We start from the raw sequence: 20,529 nt of genomic DNA on the forward strand, positions 1-20,529 counted from the left end.
GCGGAAGCCGTATTCATCGCCGTGCTCATCGCCGGGCCTCCGGCCCGGTGGCGCGCAGCTCAGTGGCCGTGACCGTGGCCATGACCGCCACCGGCGGCGGGGGCCTCCTCCTCGGGCTTGTCGACCACGAGGACCTCGGTCGTCAGCAGCATGCCGGCGATGGACGCGGCGTTCTGCACGGCCGAGCGGGTGACCTTGACCGGGTCGATGACGCCCTGGGCCACCAGGTCGCCGTACTGGCCGGTGGCGGCGTTGAGGCCCTCACCGACGTTCATGTCGGCGATCTTGGAGGTGACGACGTACCCCTCCAGGCCGGCGTTCTCGGCGATCCAGCGGGCCGGCTCGACGAGCGCCTTGCGGACGATCGAGACACCGGTCGCCTCGTCGCCGGTCAGGCCGAGGTCGTCCAGCGCCTTCGACACGTGCACGAGCGCGGAGCCACCGCCGGAGACGATGCCCTCCTCGATCGCGGCGCGGGTCGCGGAGATCGCGTCCTCCAGGCGGTGCTTCTTCTCCTTGAGCTCGACCTCGGTGGCCGCGCCGACCTTGAGGACGGAGACGCCGCCCGAGAGCTTCGCGAGGCGCTCCTGGAGCTTCTCGCGGTCCCAGTCGGAGTCGGACTGCTCGACGGCCAGCTTGATCTCGCGGATGCGGTCCTCGATGGCCTTCGCCTCGCCGGCGCCGTCGACGACCGTCGTGGTGTCCTTGGTGACGACGACGCGGCGGGCCGTGCCGAGCACCTCGAGACCGACGTGCTCCAGCTTGAGGCCGACCTCCTCGCTGACGACCTGGCCGCCGGTGAGGATCGCGATGTCCTGCAGCATGGCCTTGCGGCGGTCGCCGAAGCCGGGGGCCTTGACCGCGACCGAGGTGAAGGTGCCGCGGATCTTGTTGGTGACCAGGACGGCCAGGGCCTCGCCCTCGACGTCCTCGGCGATGACCAGAAGCTGCTTCTTGGTCTGCGCGATCTTCTCCAGCAGCGGAAGGAAGTCCGCGATCGAGGAGATCTTGCTCTGGGTGATCAGGATGTAGGGGTCCTCCAGGACCGACTCCATCCGGTCCTGGTCGGTCACCATGTAGTGCGACAGGTAACCCTTGTCGAACTGGAGCCCCTCCGTGAACTCCAGCTCCAGGCCCATGGCGTTGGACTCCTCGACGGTGATGACACCGTCCTTGCCCACCTTGTCGAACGCCTCGGCGATCAGCTCACCGATCTTGGCGTCCTGGGCGGAGATCGTCGCGACGTTCGCGATCTCCTTCTTGTCCTCGACGTGACGGGCGCTGTCCAGCAGCCTGTCGCTGACCGCCTTGGCGGCCAGGTCGATGCCGCGCTTAAGGGCGAGCGGCTGGGCTCCCGCGGCCACGTTGCGCAGGCCCTCGCGGACCATGGCCTGGGCCAGGACGGTCGCCGTGGTGGTGCCGTCACCGGCGACGTCGTTGGTCTTGGTCGCGACTTCCTTGGCGAGCTGAGCGCCGAGGTTCTCGTACGGCTTGTCCAGCTCGACCTCACGGGCGATGGTCACACCGTCGTTCGTGATGGTCGGGGCGCCGAACTTCTTGTCGATGACGACGTTGCGGCCACGGGGGCCGAGGGTCACCTTGACGGCGTCCGCGAGGGCGTTCACACCACGCTCAAGAGCGCGCCGCGCGTCCTCTTCGAACTCCAGGATCTTGGGCATTCAAGTCTCCTTATGAGAGCAATGGAGCCCCGGGCGTGTGCGTCCCGGGGCTCCTCATGCTTTGCGCGGCCTACTTCTCGATGATGGCGAGCACGTCGCGAGCCGAGAGCACCAGGTACTCCTCGCCGCCGTACTTGACCTCGGTGCCGCCGTACTTGCTGTAGAGGACCACGTCGCCCTCCTTGACGTCGAGCGGGATCCGCTTCTCGCCGTCCTCGTCCCAGTTGCCAGGGCCGACAGCGAGGACCTTGCCCTCCTGCGGCTTCTCCTTGGCGGTGTCCGGGATGACCAGACCGGAAGCGGTGGTCTGCTCGGCCTCAAGCGGCTGGACCACGATGCGGTCACCAAGCGGCTTAACGGGAACCTTAGTGGCGGTCGTCACGATCGGACCTCCCCTTCAGATTGCGATGAATGAGCTGAAGAGGCGACCAGCGGCCTGCCGTCGCGGGTGTCAGACCTGCCTCGTCGCTGTTGGCACTCTCGATAGGCGAGTGCCAACACGAAACAGTATGCAAGGGCGCCGTGACAGTCAACACGAACCCGCGTCGCAGGTCGCTTCACCTGTGAGCCGGTTCCGCGGGGCGCCGCCCGCCGCCGCCCTTCCGGGGTCCGGAGGTCGTACGGCGAGGCGCTAACGTCGGGAGGCGTGGACCTTCAGGCGTTTCGTGAGCTGCTCGATCCGGCGGGGCGGAAAGCTCTGGCCGAGGCCGTGGAGCTCGTGACCGCCGGCGCCGGCCCGGTCGCGGCGGCGAGCGCCCTACGCAAGACGCATTCCGCCGCGCTGACCTCTGCGGCGCTCACCCAAGCGGGGCTGCGCGAGCGGGCGAAGGCGAAATTCGGCGAAGACGCCGCCGTGATGTATTTCACGCCCCACGGGCTGGAGCAGGCCACCCGCGCGGAGGTCGCCGCCCACCGGGCCCGGCGCGCCCGCGAGGTGACCGGCTCGGCCGCCCCGAGAGTCCTCGACGTGTGCTGCGGGATCGGAGGCGACCTCATCGCCCTCGCCCGCGCGGGCCTCGCCGTCGACGCGGTGGACCTCGATCCGCTGACCGTCGAGGTCGCCCGGGCGAACGCCGCCGCTCTGGGCCTCTCCGGTCTCGTCGACGTCCGTACGGCCGACGCCGCCGAGACGGACCCCTCGGGCTACGACCTGCTGTTCGCCGACCCGGCGCGGCGTGGGGCGAGGGGCCGGGTCTTCGACCCGATGGCCTACTCCCCCACCTGGCCCGCCGTGCTCGACCTGGTCTCACGGGCGAGCGCGGCCTGCCTGAAGGTCGCCCCCGGCATCCCGTACGAGTTCATCCCGGAGGGCGCGGAAGCCGAGTGGGTCTCCTTCAAGGGGGAGGTCAAGGAGGCGGCGATCTGGGTGGGAGCGGGGACGACCGGGCGACGGGCGACCATGCTGCCCTCGGGGACGACGCTGACCCCGTCCGGGACGGGCGTGGAGACCGGGCCGGTGGGCCGCTACCTCTACGAGCCCGACGGCGCGGCGATCCGGGCCCATCTGGTCGCGGAGGTGGCCGCGATGGTCGGCGGCCGTCTCCTCGACCCGAGGATCGCCTACATCACCGGCGACCGCCTCGTCCCCACGGAATGGGCATCGTGCTACGAAGTCACGGAAATGATGCCGTTCTCGCTCAAGCAGCTCAGAGCCACCCTCAGAACCCGGAAAATAGGGAACCTCACCATCAAGAAGCGAGGTTCAGCGGTCGATATCGAGCGATTGCGGAAAGACCTCCGGCTTTCCGGGGAGAATTCGGCAGTCGTCGTGCTCACCCGCATTGAGGACCGGCCGTACGTCCTGCTCTGCAATCCACCTGAGCTGGGCTGATACACCAGGAACGATCGGCTGGGCTATTACGAAACCGGGCAATCCATCGAGAATTGCGACCTTTTACAGTCCGCCCCAAAGCCGTGCCGCACAGGGCCTACAGTTGGCCGCGCGGCCACGTCCGCCTATTCGTATCTCCGCGAGACCGGACCGATACCGCGTCGGCGAGTGAAGGAGCTTTCCCGGTGGACCACTCCAGCCACACCCTCCTCCAGGCGGGAAGCCAGACCGCCGTCTCCGACCGGATGCGCGAGTTGCTGGCCCGCGCGGCGCAGGACCACGTCTACGAGCAGCGCACCCAGGGAGCCGTGCTGGACGAGATCCGGCAGCGCCTCGAAGGCATGGAATGGCTGCTCCGCGAGGTGCGGGAGCGTGAGCTCGGAAGCCTCAGCGGCGCGCTCGAAGTGGTCACCGGCCGGCTCGACGACATGACGACCCGGCCGCCCACATGGGCCGAGGGCCTCGCCCAGCACGTGGAGCTGCTCCGCGACCGGGTGGACGAGGTGAGCACCCAGACCCAGGGCGTCGCCGACCTGGTGAGCGAGTTCACCCAGCGCCTCGGCCAGGTCCACGGAAGCATGGAGGCCGCCGGGGGGCGCTTCACCCGGCTCGACAAGGCCGTCACCGAGCTGACCGAGCGCACCGAGAGGCTGGAGGGCGCGGTGCTCGACCGCCTCGACACGGTGGACGACCGGGTCGAGGGCGTCACCGAGCGGCTGTCCAAGCTGCCCTCCGAGCTGGAGATCGGCGACCTGCGCACGGCCGTCGCGGGGATGAACGTGGACATCACCGCCGCCGCGACCGCGATCGCCCCGCTGCTCGACGCCATCCGCGCCCGGCCCGACCGCGAGGAGCTCACCGAGGCCGTTTCCGGCGCGCTCTCCGCCATCGTGGAGCCCGCCACCACCGACGTGGCCCGCCGGCTCTCCGCCCTGGAGGAGACCATCCTGGCCCTGGCCGAAGCCCTCCTCCGCCCGGCACGCACCCCCAACGACTGACGACAGCCCCCGGGCCCGCGTCAGACGTGGATGGCGGCGATGGGGAGGGAAGAGTCGGCCGGGATTTCGAGCGAGGAGGGCTCCACTCCGGCGGCGAGCAGCTCCGACCCGAGCGCGGCCACCATCGCGCCGTTGTCCGTGCAGAGGCCCGGGCGCGGCACGCGCAGCCGTACTCCCGCCGCGTCGCACCGCTCCTGGGCCAGCGCGCGCAGCCGCGAGTTCGCCGCCACACCGCCTCCGATCAGCAGGTCCTTGACGTCGTAGCGGGCGCAGGCTTGCAGCGCCTTGCGGGTGAGCACATCCACGACCGCCTCCTGGAACGACGCGGCGACGTCGGCCACCGGCACCGTCTCGCCCGAGGCGACCCGGGCCTCCACCCATCGGGCGACCGCCGTCTTCAGGCCCGAGAACGAGAAGTCGAGCGTGCCGTCGTCCAGCTTGCCGCGCGGGAACGCGACCGCCGCGCCCGATCCCTCACGGGCGGCGCGGTCGATGTACGGGCCGCCGGGGAACGGCAGGCCGAGCACGCGGGCCACCTTGTCGAACGCCTCTCCCGCCGCGTCGTCCACGGTGGAGCCGAGGGAGACCACGTCCTGGGCGACATCGGGCACGAGCAGCAGCGACGAGTGGCCGCCGGACACCAGAAGCGCGATGGCCGGCTTCGGAAGCGGGCCGTGTTCGAGCTGGTCGACGGCCACGTGGGCGGCGAGGTGGTTCACTCCGTAGAGCGGCACGCCCAGGCCCAGCGCGTACGCCTTGGCGGCGGCGACACCGACCAGCAGGGCACCGGCCAGGCCGGGGCCGGCCGTCACCGCGACGGCGTCGATGTCGGAGAACCGGAGACCCGCCTTGGCGAGCGCGCTCTCCACTGTGGGCGTCATGGCCTCCAGGTGGGCGCGCGAGGCGACCTCGGGCACCACGCCGCCGAAGCGGGCGTGCTCCTCCATGCTGGAGGCGATCGTGTCGGCCAGCAGAGTGTGGCCTCGGACGATGCCGACGCCCGTCTCATCGCAGGACGTCTCGATTCCCAGGACAATCGGCCCGTCAGGCCTGCTCATGCCCGCTCCCTCGTTCACCGAGCTCACCCAGCTCGTCTAGCTCATCCAACTCACCGAGCTCATCCGGCTCGCCGAGCTCCCTCACCATCGTGATGGCGTCCGTACCGTCGTCGTAGTAGCGCCGCCGCAGCCCGAACCGCTGGAAGCCGAACCGCTCGTACATCGCCTGGGCGGGCGCGTTGTCCGCTCGCACCTCGAGGAACACCGTGGTCACGCCACGCCGTACGGCCTCGGCGAGCAGCGCCTCCATGAGCGCGGCCCCGATGCCGGACCTACGGTGCTCGGGCAGGACCGCGATCGTCTGGATGTCCGCCTGGTCGGCCGCCGCCGCCAGCCCGGCGTACCCGACGATCGTGTCACCGACGAGCGCGACCACGTAGTGCCGCGTGCGCGGCTGGTCGTTCAGCTCGCCGCGCATCATCCCCTCGCTCCAGGCGTCGGCGGGGAAGGTGCTCCGCTCGATCGCCATGATCTCGGGCAGATCGTCCAGGGTCATCTGGCGCAGTACGGCTTGCGCGGTCATCGTGCCACCAGGCTGAATCGTGCCACCAGGCCGATCGGGCCCGTCATCCCGCCGCCCCGGTCGCACGGTCGCGGAGGCCGGTGGTCACGCGGTCACCTTCTTGGGCGCACCGGGGATCTGGGCGTCCGGGCGGCGCAGGTAGATCGGCCGCGCGGGGCCGAGCACGGTCAGCTCCCGGGCCTTCTCCACCGAGTCGACGCGCCCCTCCGGCACCCGCGCGAGCTCCCGTGCCTGGTCCGGGCTCAACCCGGCGAGATGCTCCGCCGCGAGCGCCGCCAGCGCTCCGGCCGATGGGTGATCGGGTCCGGACACCCGGCTCGGGCCGATCACGTCCGCGTACATCCGGCCTCCGGCTCCGACGACCGGCAGGTCCCCCGGAAGGTCGTGGGGCCTGTCGACGCGCGGACCGTCAAGGCGGGTGCTGGCATCGCCGTACCTCGCCCAGAAGACCTCCTTGCGCCGCGCGTCCGTCGCCACGAGGAACGGCCCCGGCATGCCGGCGGCGTACGCGAGCGCGTCGAGAGTGCAGACGCCGAACGCGGGCACCCCGGCGGTCGTGGCGAGCGCCGTGGCGGTCATCAGGCCGACCCGGAGACCGGTGTACGGCCCGGGGCCGGTTCCCGCGACGATCGCGGTCACGTCCCTGAGCGTCGCGCCGGAATCGCCGAGGACCCGCTCGACGGCGGGAGCGAGAAGCTCCCCGTGCCGCCGGGCGTCGATCGTCGTCGACTCGGCCAGCACGCGGCTGCCATCGTGCAGCGCGGCCGTCACGGCGGGGGTGGCGGTGTCGAAGGCCAAGACAAGCACGAACGTCAAGCGTAGTCGCTGTACGGCACGCGGAAGCCGCACCCCGGCCAGACAGGGCGCGTTACCGGGCGGGGACGTTGGAGCGGTCAGGCGTCGCGGATCAGGGAGGCGTAGACGATGACGTTGTCGCGGTACTGGTGGTGCGTCCAGTCGAAGTCGCCCCCGCAGGTGATCAGGCGCAGCCCGTTCTCGGCGTAGACGCGTTCGGCCGGGAAGCTGTCCTTGGGCACCCGCTCGACCGAGTCGACCCGATACTCGGCGGTCTTGCCGTCACTGCGCAGCACCTTGACCAGCGCGCCCTTGCGGAGGTCGCGGAGGCGGAAGAACACGGCGGGGGCCGTCTTGGTGTCGACGTGCCCGATGATGACCGACGCTCCGGCGTCGCCGGGGACGGCGCTGCCGGTGTACCACCCCGCGGTGGACGGCTTGTCGAACGGCGGCAGTTCGACGTCGCCCTGGTCGGAGAGCCCGAGCTTCATGAGCGGCGCCTTGAGGCTGAGCGTGGGGATGTCGATCCGCTCGGGTACGACCGCGGAGCGCGGGGCGGGCCGCGTCTCGCTTTTGCCGCCGCCCGCCGCGAACAGCGCCAGCCCGGTGACGATCCCGGCCACGATCACCCACCGGGATGAAACCGCCAAGGTCAGGCCCCTGAACGCCTACGGTGGGCCACGCCGATGCCGACACCGAGAGCGGCCAGCAGCACGACGACGGTGACGCCCGTCGGCAGGCCGGAGTCGTCCGCCGGGCCGCCCGCGGCCGTGCCGCCGCCGCCGGCATGCGGCGCCCGCGTGGGGAACTTCGTGTGCGTGTGGGTCGGGGCCGCCGGCCCCACGATCCGGAGCGAGGCGCTGCCGATGTCGTTGGTGGCTTCGCAACGCACCTGAACCTTGTAGCCACCGGGCTTGGCGTCGGCCTTGACGGCGGCGCCGCCGGTGACCTGCGGGACGCCGGGCGTCGCGGGCGAGGGCGTGGCGGCACGGCTCGCGGCCGGGGGAACCAGCGTCACGAGGCCGGTGAAGGCGTCGGACCGGGCGGTGGCGCGGTATTCGGGACCGCCCTGCGGGAACGGGCAGCGAGCCGTGATGTGAATGGTCCTGGTCGCCCCACCGACGATCTTGGACGGGATCACCTCGACATGGATGTCCTGGCGGGAGATCGTGACGACCGGCGACGGCAGCGCCGGGGTCAGCGTGATCGTGGGGCTGGCGGCCGCCGTCTGGGCCTGCGCCGAACATCCGAGCGCGCCGAACAGGACCAATCCCGCGACGGCGACCTGCGTGATCCTGCTCATCGGCCCACCCCTCCCACGCCCGGTCATCTACCCAGAAAATCTATGCCAATCCATGGCTAAGGATCTTCTTTCCGCTGATGATCCACAGGTTTCGGGAGATGCGTCAAGGACTGCGCCGATTACGGGCCTAGATCGCCCAAATCACCCCCCAAAATCGCCGTGATCATGCACAGATTCCCCGGCATGCCATACACGCTGCGGACACACCGCGCGTGATCATGCGCGGGTTCCCCACAGAGCAGACGGTGCGGCGGGTGAGCCGGACACTCGTCAGACGGTGACGGCGGACCAGCGGGGGCCGACGCCGTGGAGGCGGACCAGCCGCCGCTCGCCTTCGTCGCCGCGCTCGATGTGGATCTCCAGCCGCTCTTCGGAGAGCCCCTCGACCAGGCCCTCGCCCCACTCGACCACCGTGACGGACTCGTCCAGCGAGGCGTCCAGGTCGAGGTCGTCGACCTCCAGGGAGCCGCCGAGCCGGTAGGCGTCCGCGTGCACCAGTGCGGGACCGCCCGACAGCGACGGGTGGACCCGGGCGATCACGAAGGTCGGCGAGGTGATCGGGCCGCGGACCTTGAGTCCCTCGGCGATGCCCTGAACCAGCGTGGTCTTGCCCGCGCCGAGCGGCCCGCTGAGCACGACGAGGTCCCCGGCTCGGAGGAGCGTCGCGACCCCGGCGCCCAGGGCCCGCATCTCCTCGGCCGTCGCCGCGGCGAGCTCCCCGCCCGGGATCCCGGGGAAGCCCGGCGATGCCGCGCCGCTCATGCGTCACCCCGCTCTGCCCGCTTCAGCAGCTCGCGGAGCGCGTCGTTGACGATGTCGGGCCGCTCCAGCTGAACGAGGTGCGAAGCGTCCGGCACCGTGGTGAGCTGCGCGGTCGGTACGGCTGCCGCGATCGCCCTGCTGTGGTCGGGCGGCGTGAGCCAATCGCGCTCGCCGACGATGATCGCGGTGGGGACCTTGTCGAGCACGTCGAGTGCCGTGAGCTTGTCGTGCGACATGAGAGCAGGATAGAAGTCGGCGATGACCTCGGCCGGGACGGCGCGGATCATCGACTCGACGAAGTCGACCACGGTCGGGCTCACGTTCTTCGAGTCCCCGAAGCCGAGGTGGCGCAGCGCGAGGAACGACAGGTCGGTGCCCACCTCGCGGCCCCGGTCCACCAGTGTGCCGTTCTTGCGCATGACCGACACCGCCGAGGGCACGGCGCGGTGCACCAGCTTGGACACCAGGGCGGGCAGCCCGAGGGTCATCTCGGCGAGCTTGCCCGCCGAGGTGGAGATCAGGGACACGCCGCGGACCTTGTCACCGAAGAGCTCGGGCCGGCGGTCGGCGAGCGCCATGATGGTCATGCCGCCCATGGAGTGGCCGACGAGCACGCAGGGGCCGGGGACGAGCTCTTCCAGCACGAGGGCCAGGTCCTCACCGAGGCGGTCGATCGTGCAGTCCTGCGCCTCGGCCCGCGCCGACTCGCCGTGACAGCGCTGGTCCCACAGGACGAGGCGGTAGGTGTCCCGGAGGTCACGCCGCTGGTAGTGCCATGAGTCCGAGGTAAGGCAGTAGCCGTGGCACAGGACCACGGTGAGCGGCGCGTCCTCGACGCCGTCCACCTCGGCGTGGATCCGCACACCGTCGGATGTCGTCAGCGTCACCGGACGTCCCCGCAGCTCGCCGAACGGCTCGCTCGCCTCCAGATCGGGGCGCAGCCGGATGCGGCCGACGGCGTACCTCTTGGCCAGGGCGGCCCCGGCCACGCCCGCCGATGCCGCACCGACGATGGCTCCAGCGATGCCGACCCTGCGACGTGTGCTCATACCTGCTCTCCTCGCAACCGCGGCTCAGCCTTTCCACGCAGCCCGTCTACGTGGACGCGGGGCACGCGGGATCCGATCCTCGTCACGATCTCATGAGTGATCGTGCCCAGGGAATCCGCCCATTCCTGACATGTCGGCTCGCCATTGTCCCCGGGCCCGAAGAGAACCACTTCGTCGCCCTCCTCCACCGCGTCGTCACCGCAGTCGATGACGAACTGGTCCATGCAGACTCGCCCGGCGACGCGCCGGCGCTTCCCGCCCGCCAGCACCTCCGCCGTATTCGTCGCACCGCGCATGATCCCGTCCGCGTACCCGAGCGGAACGAGAGCAAGCGTGGTCTCCCGCTCGGTCACGTACAGGTGGCCGTACGACACGCCCGTGCCCGCCGGGACCCGCTTGACGTTGGCGAGCCTGGCCGTGAGTGTCATGGCCGGGCGGAGCGCGAAGTCGCCGAGCTCGGGGATGGGGCTCAGGCCGTACACGGCGATGCCGGGACGGACCATGTCGTACCTGGTCCGGGGCAGTGTCACCGTGGCGGCCGAGTTGGCGATGTGCCGGATGGCGGTGCTCGGCACGCCCAACTTGTCCGCGATGCCCAGTGCCTCGTCGAACGCGGAGACCTGGCCGTCGATCGAGGGGTGGCCGGGGATGTCGGCGCAGGCGAAGTGCGACCAGAGGCCGGCGATCTCGATGGCTCCCCCGGCCTGTACGGCGAGGGCCCGGTCCACGAGCGCCGGCCAGTCCGCCAGCGGCGCCCCGCCGCGCGACATGCCGGTGTCCACCTTCAGATGGACCCGGACCGTCCGCCCGGTGCGGTTCGCCGCGGCGGCGATCTCGTCGAGCGCCCAGGGCGCGCCCGCGGACAGCTCGATTTCCTGGACGGCCGCGTCGTCCAGTGGCTCACCCGGCGTGATGATCCACGACAGGATGGGCGCGGTGATCCCTGCCTCGCGCAGCGCCAGGCCCTCCCTGAGGAACGCGGTGCCGAGCCGCGTGGCCCCCGCCTCCAGGCACGCTTGAGCGACGGGTGCCAGGCCGTGCCCGTAGGCGTCCGCCTTGACGGCCGCCATCATCGCGACGCCGGGCGCGTGCCCCGCCAGAAGCTCTACGTTGTGCCGGATCGCGGCAAGATCCACCCGCGCCTCGGCCGGGGTGACCAGGGGCGCTGTCGAAAAGCTCATTTTCCCAGTGTGTCAGGTGGCCTGACGTGCCCGGGACCGATCGGCGCCCCCATCACAGCGCCCGGATGGCGTCGGGAAGCGCCATGGCCACGTCCAGCGCGGCGATCGGAGCCCCCGCACGCCCGTGCGCCCGGCCCTCACCCCGGGACGGAATGCCGCCCGTGGCGGCGATCCTGGCGGCCAGGCCGTGGAGGTGGGCGGCGCACGAGGCGGCGTCGTAGCCGGTCAACCCGGCGGCCAGCAGCGCTCCCGCGATGCCCGACAGCACGTCTCCGGTGCCTCCGGTGGCGAGCCAGGGCGTGCCGGTGGTGTTGACCCGCACGGGCCGGTGCTCCTCGGCGATGAGGGTCGTGGAGCCCTTCAGCAGCACGGTGACGCCCAGCTCGGCCGCGGCCCGCCGCACGTGCTCCAGCCGCCGGGCCTCGATCCGCTCTCTCGGCACGTCGAGCAGGCGCGACAGCTCGCCCGCGTGCGGGGTGATCACCGTGGGGGCGGTCCTGTGCAGCAGCGCCCGGTCCTTGGCCACGAGCGTCAGCCCGTCGGCGTCCACGAGCACGGGAACCCCGCCGGCCAGCACCGCACGGGCCACCGCATGGGCCTCGGAGCCGGTGCCGAGCCCGGGGCCGAGCACCCACGCCTGCACGCGCCCGACGTCGTCGAGCGAGCTTTTGCGCATGAGCGACGCTTCCAGGACCGTCGTCACGGCCTCCGGCCAGCGGGCCCTGACCTGCCGGACCGGCTCGATCGAGCTCGCGAAGCGCACCAGGCCCGCCCCCGCCCGGATGGCGCCGCCGACCGTCAGCACGGCCGCCCCGGTGAACCGGTCGCTGCCCGCGGCGATCCCGACGACTCCCCGGCGGTATTTGTCGGATTCCGCGCCCGGCCGGGGCAGGAACTCGGCCACGTCCTCGTCGGTCATCGCCGCCACGTCGGGGTCGGGCAGGTAGGGCCCCAGCCCGATGTCCACCAGCTCGACCGTGCCCGCGTGAGAGGCCCCCGGATCGATCAGCAGGCCGTTCTTGTACGCGCCGAACGTCACGGTCACGTGGGCTCTGACCGCCGGGCCCTCGACCCGGCCGGTGCTCGCGTCCACCCCGCTCGGCACGTCCACCGCCATGACCAGGGCCGGCGTCTCGGCGGCCATCCGCGCCAGCGTGTCGTACGGCTCCCGCAGCGCGCCGGCGCCGCCGATGCCGACGAGCCCGTCCATGACGAGATCGGCGCCTTCGATGAGCTCGCGGGCCTTCTCCCGGTCGTATTCGGCCGCGCGGCCGCCCGCCGTCCGCAGCGCCGCGAGGCCGCCCTCGTGGGTGTGCGATCCGGCCAGGATCGCAGTGACCCGGGCTCCCCTGCGGGCCAGCCGGGCTCCGGCGTAGAGAGCGTCGCCGCCGTTGTCCCCGCTGCCGATCAGCAGCGTGACGCGCGAGCCGTACACCTTGCCGTGGACGCCGGTGAGCAGGCCGGCGGACACGACGGCGAGCCCGGCGGCCGCTCTCTCCATCAGCGTGCCCTCGGGGAGTCTGGCCATGAGCGCCAGCTCGGCGGCCCGGATCTGGTCAGAGGTGTACGCGGTCCGCATGCGTCCGACGGTAGCCGCAGGAGATCACGGACGCGATCACCGCCCCCGGCCATTCGGGGGATCTCTATGACTCGGCGATCACGTAGGCGATCGCCACGCCGCCGTCGTGGGAGAGGGACACGTGCCACCTCTTCACGCCGAGCTCGCGGGCCACCTCCGCGGCCCTGCCGGTGATCCGTACGGCGGGCCTGCCGTTCTCGTCCGTGACGACCTCGGCGTCGACGTGGCTGAGGCCGGGCGGAGCGCCGAGGGCCTTCGCGACCGCCTCCTTGGCGGCGAACCGCACGGCCAGCGACTTCGTGGGCAGGCCGCTCTCGGCCTCGGTGAACAGGCGCCCCCGCAGCGCGGGCGTGCGCTCCAGCGCCGCCGCGAAACGCGCCACGTCCACCACGTCGACCCCGATGCCCACGATCACGTGGCCAGCCTAATGAAAGTCAACCCTTCCCCCCTTTCGCCGTGGCGTAATCCATCGATTTTTGTCCACAGGCTGTGCACGACCCGGCGGCGGCCTGAGCGAGGGCGATGAGTACGCTTGGCCGACGTGGCAGATGGGGACGCGTACGTCGAGCTCAGCAGGGCCCAGTGGAGAGACCTGCGCAAGAACACGCCGCTCACCCTCACCGAGGCCGAGCTGGAGGAGCTGCGGGGCATCGACGACCCCATCGACCTGGCCGAGGTGACCGACATCTATCTGCCGCTCACCCGCCTCCTCAACCTCCACTTCACGGGCTCGCGGCAGCGGAGCGCGACCGTCGGCGCCTTTCTCGGCGAGCGTGCGGAACGCGTGCCGTACGTGCTGGGCATCGCGGGGAGCGTCGCGGTCGGCAAGTCGACCACCGCGCGCCTGCTGCACACCCTGCTCGCCCGGTGGCCCGAGCACCCCCGGGTCGATCTCGTGACCACCGACAGCTTCCTCCACCCCAACAAGGTGCTGGAGGAGCGCGGGATCATGCACCGCAAGGGCTTTCCGGAGAGCTACGACCGGCGGGCGCTGGTGCGCTTCGTGGCCGGGGTGAAGGCGGGCCGCGCGTCCATGGACGCCCCGGTCTACAGCCACCTGGAGTACGACATCGTGCCGGGCGCGGTGCAGACGGTCCACCGGCCGGACATCCTGATCGTCGAGGGCCTCAACGTCCTGCAGCCCGCGCCGCCGACCGCGCTGGCCGTGTGCGACTACTTCGACTTCTCCATCTACGTGGACGCCCGCATGGAGGACATAAGGGCCTGGTACGTCGACAGGTTCCACAAGCTGCGCCGTACGGCCTTCGCCGACCCGAAGTCCTACTTCACGCATATCGCCGAGCTGTCCGACGAAGAGGCCACCGAGTTCGCGAAGAACGTGTGGCGGGACATCAACGAGCGCAATCTCGTCGAGAACATCGCCCCCACCCGTGGCCGCGCGGGGCTGATCCTCAGCAAGGGCCCCGACCACTCCGTCCGGCGCGTACGGCTGCGCCGGACCTGAGCGGGTACGACCTCGGCGTGATTGGCAACTCATCCTTGTGATGGAGGCCCGGCGGCGGCTTCAAGCGGTACTGTCACGATCATGGCAATCCTCGCTACCGAGGGTCTCACCAAGCGGTTTCCCCGGGTCACGGCGCTCGACGAGCTGACGGTCACGGCGGGGACCGGGGTGACCGGCCTCGTCGGCGCCAACGGCGCGGGCAAGTCCACCCTCATCAAGATCCTGCTGGGCCTGCTGCCCCCGACCTCAGGGCGCGCCCGGGTCCTCGACCTCGACGCGGCCACCCACGGTCTGGAGATCCGGCGCCTGGTCGGCTACATGCCCGAGCACGACTGCCTGCCGCCCGATGTGTCGGCCACCGAGTTCGTGGTGCACATGGCGCAGATGTCCGGCCTGCCGCGCACCGCCGCCCGCGAGCGCGCCGCCGACACGCTGCGCCACGTCGGGCTGCACGAGGAGCGCTACCGCCCCATCGGGGGCTACTCGACGGGCATGCGCCAGCGGGTCAAGCTGGCCCAGGCCCTCGTCCACGACCCCCGGCTGGTCTTCCTCGACGAGCCCACCAACGGCCTCGACCCGCAGGGCCGAGACGAGATGCTCTCGCTGATCAGGCGCATCGGCACCGAGTTCGGCATCAGCGTGCTCGTCACCTCCCACCTGCTGGGAGAGCTCGAACGGGTCTGCGACCACGTCATCGTGATCGACGCCGGGCGGCTGCTGCGATCGTCGGCGATCGGCGACTTCACCCAGGTCAGCCAGGCGATCGCCGTCGAGGTGGAGGACGGGCTGGCGCCTCTGGCGGAGCGTCTCGGCGGGCTCGGCGAGACGGTGGCCGTACAGGGCCGCCTCCTCACCGTGCAGGTGGCCGCCGACGGCGACCCCGGCCGCACCTACGACGCCGTGCGCGACGCCGTGTGCGATCTGGGCCTCAACCTCGTGCGGCTGGAACAGCGCCGCGGCCACATCGAGGACGTGTTCAAGGAGCCGGTCGCATGACGTCCGAACCGACAGCGGTCATCCACGACATCGGATACCGCCATTACGAGGGCGCGAGACTGGGCCGCGGCAGCGCCGCGCTCGCGCTCGCCGTCAACAGCCTGCGCGGCGTCTTCGGGCTCGGCCGTACGGCACGAGCCAAGATCATGCCGTTCCTGCTGGCGACGATCATGCTGCTGCCCGCCGTGGTGTCGATCGCGGTCATGGCCCTCCTCAAGAAGGACGGCCTGCCGTACCCGGCGTACGCGGTGACCATGCAGGCCGTGCTGGCGATCTTCCTGGCCGCCCAGTCGCCCTATCTAGTCGCGCCTGACCTGCGGTTCCGCGTGCTGCCGCTGTACTTCTCGCGCCCGGTGACGGTGGTCGACTACATCGGGGCGAAGCTGGCCGCGCTCGCGGTCGCGATGTTCCTGCTGATCGCCGTACCTCTCACCCTGATGTACGCCGGCGAGCTGCTCGTGGACCGGCCCGGCCCCCCGCACACCTCGCAGTATCTGGCCGCGATGGGCGGCGCCGTGGTCTACGCGGTGCTGCTCGCCGCGATCGGCATCGCGCTCGCGTCCTTCACCCCGCGGCGCGGGCTCGGCGTGGCGTCCGTCATCGCGTTCTACCTGTTCACCTCGGCGGTCTCGGGCGTCTTCTTCGGCGTGCTCCTGTCGATCGGCCGGGAGACCGCCGCCAAGTGGGCGATGCTGATCAACCCGTTCTTCCTCGTCGACGCGGTGCAGGTGGCGCTGTTCGGCACGGACCCGTCCAACGGGGAGGGCTACCCGCCCGGCCTCTGGGCGTGCCTGATCGTGCCGGTCGTGATCGCCGTCGCGGTGGCGGGCATCCTCCTGCGCTACCGGAAGGCGGCCTCCTCGTGACCATGACCACTTCTCCGGTGACCACCGGACAGGGCGTCGTCCAGCTCGCCCAGGTGTCCCGCTGGTACGGCAACGTCGTGGCGGTCAACGACGTCACGATGACGATCGGGCCCGGGGTGACCGGCCTGCTCGGCCCCAACGGTGCGGGCAAGTCCACGCTGCTGCACATGATGGCGGGCTTCCTCGCGCCGTCGAGCGGCACCGCGACGTTGAACGGTCAGGCCATCTGGCGCAACCACGAGATCTACCGGCTCATCGGGCTCGTGCCCGAGAAGGAGGGCGTCTACGGCTTCCTCACGGGCTGGCAGTTCGTGCTGTCCGCCGCCCGGCTGCACCGGCTGCCGTCTCCCGCCGAAGCCGCCGCCCGGGCCCTCGACCTGGTGGAGATGTCGGGCGCCAAGGACCGCCGGATCGAGACCTACTCCAAGGGCATGCGTCAGCGCGTCAAGGTGGCCGCCGCCCTGGTCCACGATCCCCGGGTGCTGCTGCTCGACGAGCCGTTCAACGGCATGGACCCCCGCCAGCGGCTCCACCTCATGGAGCTGGTCCGCCGCATGGGCGAGGAGGGCCGGACCATCCTGTTCAGCTCGCACATCCTCGAAGAGGTCGAGCGGGTCGCCCAGCAGATCGAGGTCCTGGTCGCGGGCCGGCACGCCGCGTCGGGCGACTACCGCGAGATCCGGCGGCGGATGACCGACCGGCCCCACCTCTACCGGGTGAGGTCCAGCGACGACCGCCGGCTGGCCGCCGCGCTGGTCGCCGACGCCTCCTCCAGCGCCGTCTCCCTCACCGAGCAGGGGCTGGAGGTGCAGGCCGTCGACTTCCGCCGCTTCACCTGGCTGCTGCCGAGGGTCGCCCGCGACATCGGCGTCCACCTCTGGCAGGTCTCACCGACCGACGAGGACCTGGAAAGCGTGTTCTCCTACCTCATCGCCCCCCACCCCTGACCCGCGTGATCATGCACACCTTCCCATATGCCCAGGCACCGTCCGGGGTGATCATGCACACAGTCCCGCCCATACAGGCTGAACAGCGATGACACCATTCGTGATCATGCACGACAAAGATCCACGGACGCCGGAGAGCAGTCGAGCGGAGCGAAACCAATGAATACTGTGGTGGCGGACATCACCTATCGGGCGATGCTCGGGCGGAAGAGGATCTGGCTGCTGGTGCTGCTCCCGGTGGCACTCATCGCCATAGCCGCGCTGCTCAGGCTGATCGGCGGCTCCGACGAGCACACGGCCGTGCTTTTGATGAAGACGTTCGCGATCGGCACGATGCTGCCGCTGCTCGGCCTCATCGCCGGGACCGGCGTGATCGCGCCGGAGATCGAGGACGGCACGATCATCCATCTGCTCGCCAAGCCGATCTCCCGCCCGGTGATCGCCGTGACGAAGTTCGTCGTCGCCGCGTCGCTGGTGGCGGTCTTCGCGGCCGTGCCCACGTTCATCGCCGCCTACCTGCTGATCCGCGACGAGTCTGGCGTGGCGTACGGCTTCACGCTGGGAGCGCTGTTCGGCGGCGTGGCCTACGCGGCGGTGTTCCTGCTGCTGGGCGTGATCACCCGTCATGCCGTGACGGTGGGCGTCATCTACGCGTTGGTCTGGGAGGGCCTGGTGGGCGGCTATGTGCCCGGCGCCAGGAAGTTCTCCATCCAGCAGTGGGCTCAGTCGATCGCCGACCAGGTCTCCTCGTCGCCCTTCTTCAAAACCGACGTCAGCCTCAGCTTCGCCGTACCAGCCATGATCATCGTGACGCTCGGCGCCCTGCTGTGGGCGGGCACCCGGCTCCGGTCCCTCTCAATCACCGGCGACGACTGAAGCGCGCCGGGCAGGCCGGACGAGCGCGGTGGCTCGCGGCAACGTAAGCCGTCGAGCCTGGCGAGCCTGGGAAATCAGGCGAAGATTTCGTCCGCGGAGCCGGCAACGGCCGCGCGACGAATCCAGGTGTCCAGCAGCGCCAGATCGTCGCACTGCTCGATACGATCGCGGGTGTCAGAAGAGATCTCCAGGCCACGGCTCTCCAGCACCACCAGGATCGCCTTGGCCTCGCCTTTCGCCTCCCCTTTCGCCTCCCCTTCTGCGCGACCTATCTCGCGGCCCTTGGCCTCACCCTCTGCGCGGCCCTTGTCCATCCAGTGGGACAGGTACCGGCCCGCGATCTCCTCGTAGTCACGGGTCGTGGTCATCATCTCCTCCAGGTGCTTGCGCGCCACGCTAGGTAGCACCGCCATCACGTAGCTCAAATATAGCTTCGCCCGGTCCTGATCCAGAGTGGCCAACCCGGCCAGCATGGCCTCCATCACCGGGCCGGCCTCGGCCGTCTCCGCATGTGCGGTGGCCGACAGCACGGCCAGCTCGGGACAGGATCGTGCCCGCTCAGGGTCGGTCACGAGCGGGATGAGGCCGGGATGCACGGCCAGCGGGGTAATGGTCCCACTGGGACCCAGCGCGATCTCGCGCTCGCACCACCGGGCCACCGTCCGGTCCGGGCAGATCACCAGGAGCGCGGTCGCACAGCCCAGCCGGGCCCGCAGCACCGTCGCGTACACGGGCCAACTGAACGACTTGCGCGCGTCGCGACGTTGCTGCACCTCCACGATCAGCGCCATGCGGGCGCTGCCGGCCTCGTCTCGCAGTACCACCACCGAGTCGGCGCGGAACTCCACCGGCGTGAGCTGTGAGCAGTCCACCGCCTCCACCTGGGCGGTGGCGAACGGCGGAGGTTCGATGCCCACGGCATGGCGCAGAAGCTCCACGGCGGTCATCGGCCGGTTGTGGATCAAGTCGATCGGGAGTTCATGGTCGATAGCAGGCACGACCGAGATATTACCGAAAGTGAGGAGTTGATTGCGGAGAGTTTGCTAAACGTCCCTGCGGCGGCGTTGAGGTCACCGACCCCGGCACAGCTCAACCCGTGGTGTGACCGTTCAGGTCTCCCAGCGTTCAGGTGCCTGCGGCCGCGGCCGTGATCGTATCCGAGGTCATGGCCGCCCCCCTGTCACATGGACAGCACAAGGTCACAGGGACAGCACAAGAAGGAACCCCGCCGGAAGGCTCTCCGGCGGGGTTTCCTCGCGGTTTCTCAGGCGCAGACCGTACGGACGACATCGGCGAGGTGACCCGCGACGGAGGCGGCCGTTTCGGGGGCCTCGGCCTCGACCATGACGCGGATCATCGGCTCGGTGCCGCTCGGCCGGATCAGCACCCGGCCGGAGTCTCCGAGCTCCGCCTCGGCCCTGGCGACGGCCGCGACCAGCTCAGGCGTGGACGCCTTCGCCTTGTCGACGTCGCGGACGTTGATGAGGACCTGGGGCAGCTTGGTCATCACCGACGCGAGCTCGGTCAGCGAACGTCCCGACCTCGCCACCTCGGCCAGCACGTGCAGCGAGGTGAGCAGGCCGTCGCCGGTCGTGGCGTGATCCAGCATGATCACGTGGCCGGACTGCTCGCCGCCGAAGTTGAACCCGCCCTCCTGCATCGCCTCCAGGACGTACCGGTCCCCCACGGCGGTCTCCACCATGGTCAGCCCGGCGTTCCGGAGCGCGATCTTGAAGCCGAGGTTCGACATCACGGTGGCGACGACGGTGTCCCGCACGAGCCGCCCGTCGGCGTGCATCGCCATGGCCAGGATCGCCATGATCTGGTCACCGTCGACGTCCTGGCCGTCGCCGGTCACCGCGAGACAGCGGTCGGCGTCGCCGTCGTAGGCCATCCCGAGGTCGGCGCCGCGCTCGACGACGGCCTCCTTCAGGGCGTCCAGGTGGGTCGAGCCCACACCGTCGTTGATGTTGTGGCCGTCGGGTGCCGCGCCGATGGTCTCCACGACCGCGCCGGCGCGCAGGAGCGCCTCCGGAGCGACCATGTGCGCCGCGCCGTGCGCGCAGTCGACGACGACCCTTAGCCCGTCAAGGCGGTGGGGCAGCGTGGTCAGCAGATGCGCGACATACCGGTCGGCCTCGCCGTACGCGTCCCGGACCCGGCCCACGGAGGAGCCGACCGGGCGGTCCCACTTCTCCCCGAGCCGCTGCTCGATCTCGTTCTCCACCGCGTCGGGAAGCTTGTAGCCCCCGCGGGTGAAGAACTTCACGCCGTTGTCGGGCGCGGGGTTGTGCGACGCGGAGAGCATGACACCGAGGTCGGCTCCCAGAGCGGATGTCAGATACGCGACCGCCGGGGTGGGCAGCACGCCGAGCCGGAGCACGTCCACGCCTGACGACGCGAGGCCGGCGACCACTGCGGCCTCCAGGAACTCTCCTGAAGCCCGCGGGTCCCGGCCTACGACGGCGATCGGGCGGCCGCGCCGCCCGACGCTGGCGTGGAACGCCCCGGCATCGCCGAGGACATGAGCCGCGGCCACGGACAGGTCCATGGCCAGCTCGGCTGTGAGGTCGCGACCGGCGACCCCACGTACCCCGTCGGTGCCGAAGAGGCGCCCCAAC

General features: G+C 70.7%; 21 protein-coding genes. 7 read left to right on the forward strand and 14 right to left on the reverse strand.

From position 1 onward, the window contains the following. Positions 1–59 precede the first annotated feature (59 nt). Positions 60–1,679, reverse strand: a complete 1,620-nt coding sequence (gene groL, locus ABH927_RS10890; RefSeq protein WP_370020446.1) for a chaperonin GroEL — start codon at positions 1,677–1,679, stop codon at positions 60–62. Positions 1,680–1,749: 70 nt separating this feature from the next. Beyond that, the gene (groES, locus tag ABH927_RS10895) at positions 1,750–2,064 is read right to left on the reverse strand and encodes a co-chaperone GroES (protein ID WP_082776538.1); all 315 of its coding nucleotides are present in this window, start codon (positions 2,062–2,064) and stop codon (positions 1,750–1,752) included. A gap of 261 nt (positions 2,065–2,325) precedes the next feature. On the opposite strand from groES, the gene ABH927_RS10900 reads away from it, so the two are divergent. Further along, complete coding sequence (locus tag ABH927_RS10900) at positions 2,326–3,510, forward strand: THUMP-like domain-containing protein (RefSeq protein WP_370020448.1); 1,185 nt, start codon at positions 2,326–2,328, stop codon at positions 3,508–3,510. A 185-nt stretch (positions 3,511–3,695) separates the two neighbouring features. Next, the gene (locus ABH927_RS10905; RefSeq protein ID WP_370020450.1) at positions 3,696–4,508 is read left to right on the forward strand and encodes a hypothetical protein; all 813 of its coding nucleotides are present in this window, start codon (positions 3,696–3,698) and stop codon (positions 4,506–4,508) included. A gap of 20 nt (positions 4,509–4,528) precedes the next feature. Here the strand turns inward: ABH927_RS10905 and tsaD are convergent, their stop codons facing one another. The 10 genes from tsaD to ABH927_RS10955 form a co-directional block, all read right to left on the reverse strand. Next, positions 4,529–5,566: a tRNA (adenosine(37)-N6)-threonylcarbamoyltransferase complex transferase subunit TsaD gene (gene tsaD, locus ABH927_RS10910; RefSeq protein ID WP_370020452.1), complete on the reverse strand. Its 1,038-nt coding sequence runs from the start codon at positions 5,564–5,566 to the stop codon at positions 4,529–4,531. Continuing rightward, positions 5,553–6,089, reverse strand: a complete 537-nt coding sequence (rimI, locus tag ABH927_RS10915) for a ribosomal protein S18-alanine N-acetyltransferase (protein ID WP_370020454.1) — start codon at positions 6,087–6,089, stop codon at positions 5,553–5,555. Before rimI ends, tsaD begins: the two co-directional genes overlap by 14 nt. Before the next feature lie 84 nt (positions 6,090–6,173). Continuing rightward, a complete protein-coding gene (gene tsaB / locus ABH927_RS10920; RefSeq protein ID WP_370020456.1) occupies positions 6,174–6,896 on the reverse strand; it encodes a tRNA (adenosine(37)-N6)-threonylcarbamoyltransferase complex dimerization subunit type 1 TsaB in 723 nt (240 codons plus the stop codon). A gap of 86 nt (positions 6,897–6,982) precedes the next feature. Next, a complete protein-coding gene (locus ABH927_RS10925; RefSeq protein WP_370020457.1) occupies positions 6,983–7,534 on the reverse strand; it encodes a class F sortase in 552 nt (183 codons plus the stop codon). Between the two features lie 2 nt (positions 7,535–7,536). Continuing rightward, positions 7,537–8,187: a hypothetical protein gene (locus tag ABH927_RS10930; protein WP_370020459.1), complete on the reverse strand. Its 651-nt coding sequence runs from the start codon at positions 8,185–8,187 to the stop codon at positions 7,537–7,539. A gap of 270 nt (positions 8,188–8,457) precedes the next feature. Then, a complete protein-coding gene (gene tsaE / locus ABH927_RS10935) occupies positions 8,458–8,949 on the reverse strand; it encodes a tRNA (adenosine(37)-N6)-threonylcarbamoyltransferase complex ATPase subunit type 1 TsaE (protein ID WP_370020461.1) in 492 nt (163 codons plus the stop codon). Beyond that, on the reverse strand, positions 8,946–9,998 hold the full coding sequence (locus ABH927_RS10940; RefSeq protein ID WP_370020463.1) for an alpha/beta fold hydrolase: 1,053 nt from the start codon (positions 9,996–9,998) through the stop codon (positions 8,946–8,948). Before ABH927_RS10940 ends, tsaE begins: the two co-directional genes overlap by 4 nt. Beyond that, positions 9,995–11,179 (reverse strand): alanine racemase, encoded by a 1,185-nt coding sequence (gene alr, locus ABH927_RS10945; protein ID WP_370020465.1) that lies wholly within the window; start codon positions 11,177–11,179, stop codon positions 9,995–9,997. Before alr ends, ABH927_RS10940 begins: the two co-directional genes overlap by 4 nt. A gap of 52 nt (positions 11,180–11,231) precedes the next feature. Continuing rightward, on the reverse strand, positions 11,232–12,758 hold the full coding sequence (locus ABH927_RS10950; protein WP_370020467.1) for an NAD(P)H-hydrate dehydratase: 1,527 nt from the start codon (positions 12,756–12,758) through the stop codon (positions 11,232–11,234). A 64-nt stretch (positions 12,759–12,822) separates the two neighbouring features. Then, positions 12,823–13,173, reverse strand: coding sequence for a holo-ACP synthase (locus ABH927_RS10955; RefSeq protein WP_370020469.1), 351 nt, complete (start codon positions 13,171–13,173; stop codon positions 12,823–12,825). 126 nt (positions 13,174–13,299) lie between these two features. Here ABH927_RS10955 and coaA point away from each other — a divergent pair, with 126 nt between their 5' ends. The 5 genes from coaA to ABH927_RS10980 all read left to right on the forward strand — a co-directional run bounded on the left by coaA (position 13,300) and on the right by ABH927_RS10980 (position 17,908). After that, positions 13,300–14,223 (forward strand): type I pantothenate kinase, encoded by a 924-nt coding sequence (gene coaA, locus ABH927_RS10960; protein ID WP_370020471.1) that lies wholly within the window; start codon positions 13,300–13,302, stop codon positions 14,221–14,223. 81 nt (positions 14,224–14,304) lie between these two features. Then, positions 14,305–15,219 (forward strand): ABC transporter ATP-binding protein, encoded by a 915-nt coding sequence (locus ABH927_RS10965; RefSeq protein ID WP_370020473.1) that lies wholly within the window; start codon positions 14,305–14,307, stop codon positions 15,217–15,219. Then, positions 15,216–16,085: an ABC transporter permease gene (locus ABH927_RS10970; RefSeq protein ID WP_370020474.1), complete on the forward strand. Its 870-nt coding sequence runs from the start codon at positions 15,216–15,218 to the stop codon at positions 16,083–16,085. The genes ABH927_RS10965 and ABH927_RS10970 overlap by 4 nt, the downstream gene beginning before the upstream one ends. A 2-nt stretch (positions 16,086–16,087) precedes the next feature. Continuing rightward, on the forward strand, positions 16,088–17,032 hold the full coding sequence (locus ABH927_RS10975) for an ABC transporter ATP-binding protein (protein WP_370020476.1): 945 nt from the start codon (positions 16,088–16,090) through the stop codon (positions 17,030–17,032). A gap of 159 nt (positions 17,033–17,191) precedes the next feature. Continuing rightward, complete coding sequence (locus ABH927_RS10980) at positions 17,192–17,908, forward strand: ABC transporter permease (RefSeq protein WP_370020478.1); 717 nt, start codon at positions 17,192–17,194, stop codon at positions 17,906–17,908. Positions 17,909–17,982: 74 nt separating this feature from the next. Here ABH927_RS10980 and ABH927_RS10985 read toward each other — a convergent pair whose 3' ends face one another. Then, positions 17,983–18,906 carry a hypothetical protein gene (locus tag ABH927_RS10985; protein WP_370020479.1) on the reverse strand — a complete coding sequence of 308 codons (924 nt, stop codon included), beginning with the start codon at positions 18,904–18,906 and terminating at the stop codon, positions 17,983–17,985. 266 nt (positions 18,907–19,172) lie between these two features. Further along, positions 19,173–20,528, reverse strand: coding sequence for a phosphoglucosamine mutase (glmM, locus tag ABH927_RS10990; protein WP_370020481.1), 1,356 nt, complete (start codon positions 20,526–20,528; stop codon positions 19,173–19,175). Position 20,529: the final 1 nt, after the last annotated feature.

The organism is Planotetraspora sp. GP83 (assembly GCF_041262585.1).
In the GTDB taxonomy this organism is placed as follows: Bacteria; Actinomycetota; Actinomycetes; order Streptosporangiales; family Streptosporangiaceae; genus JAOEGB01.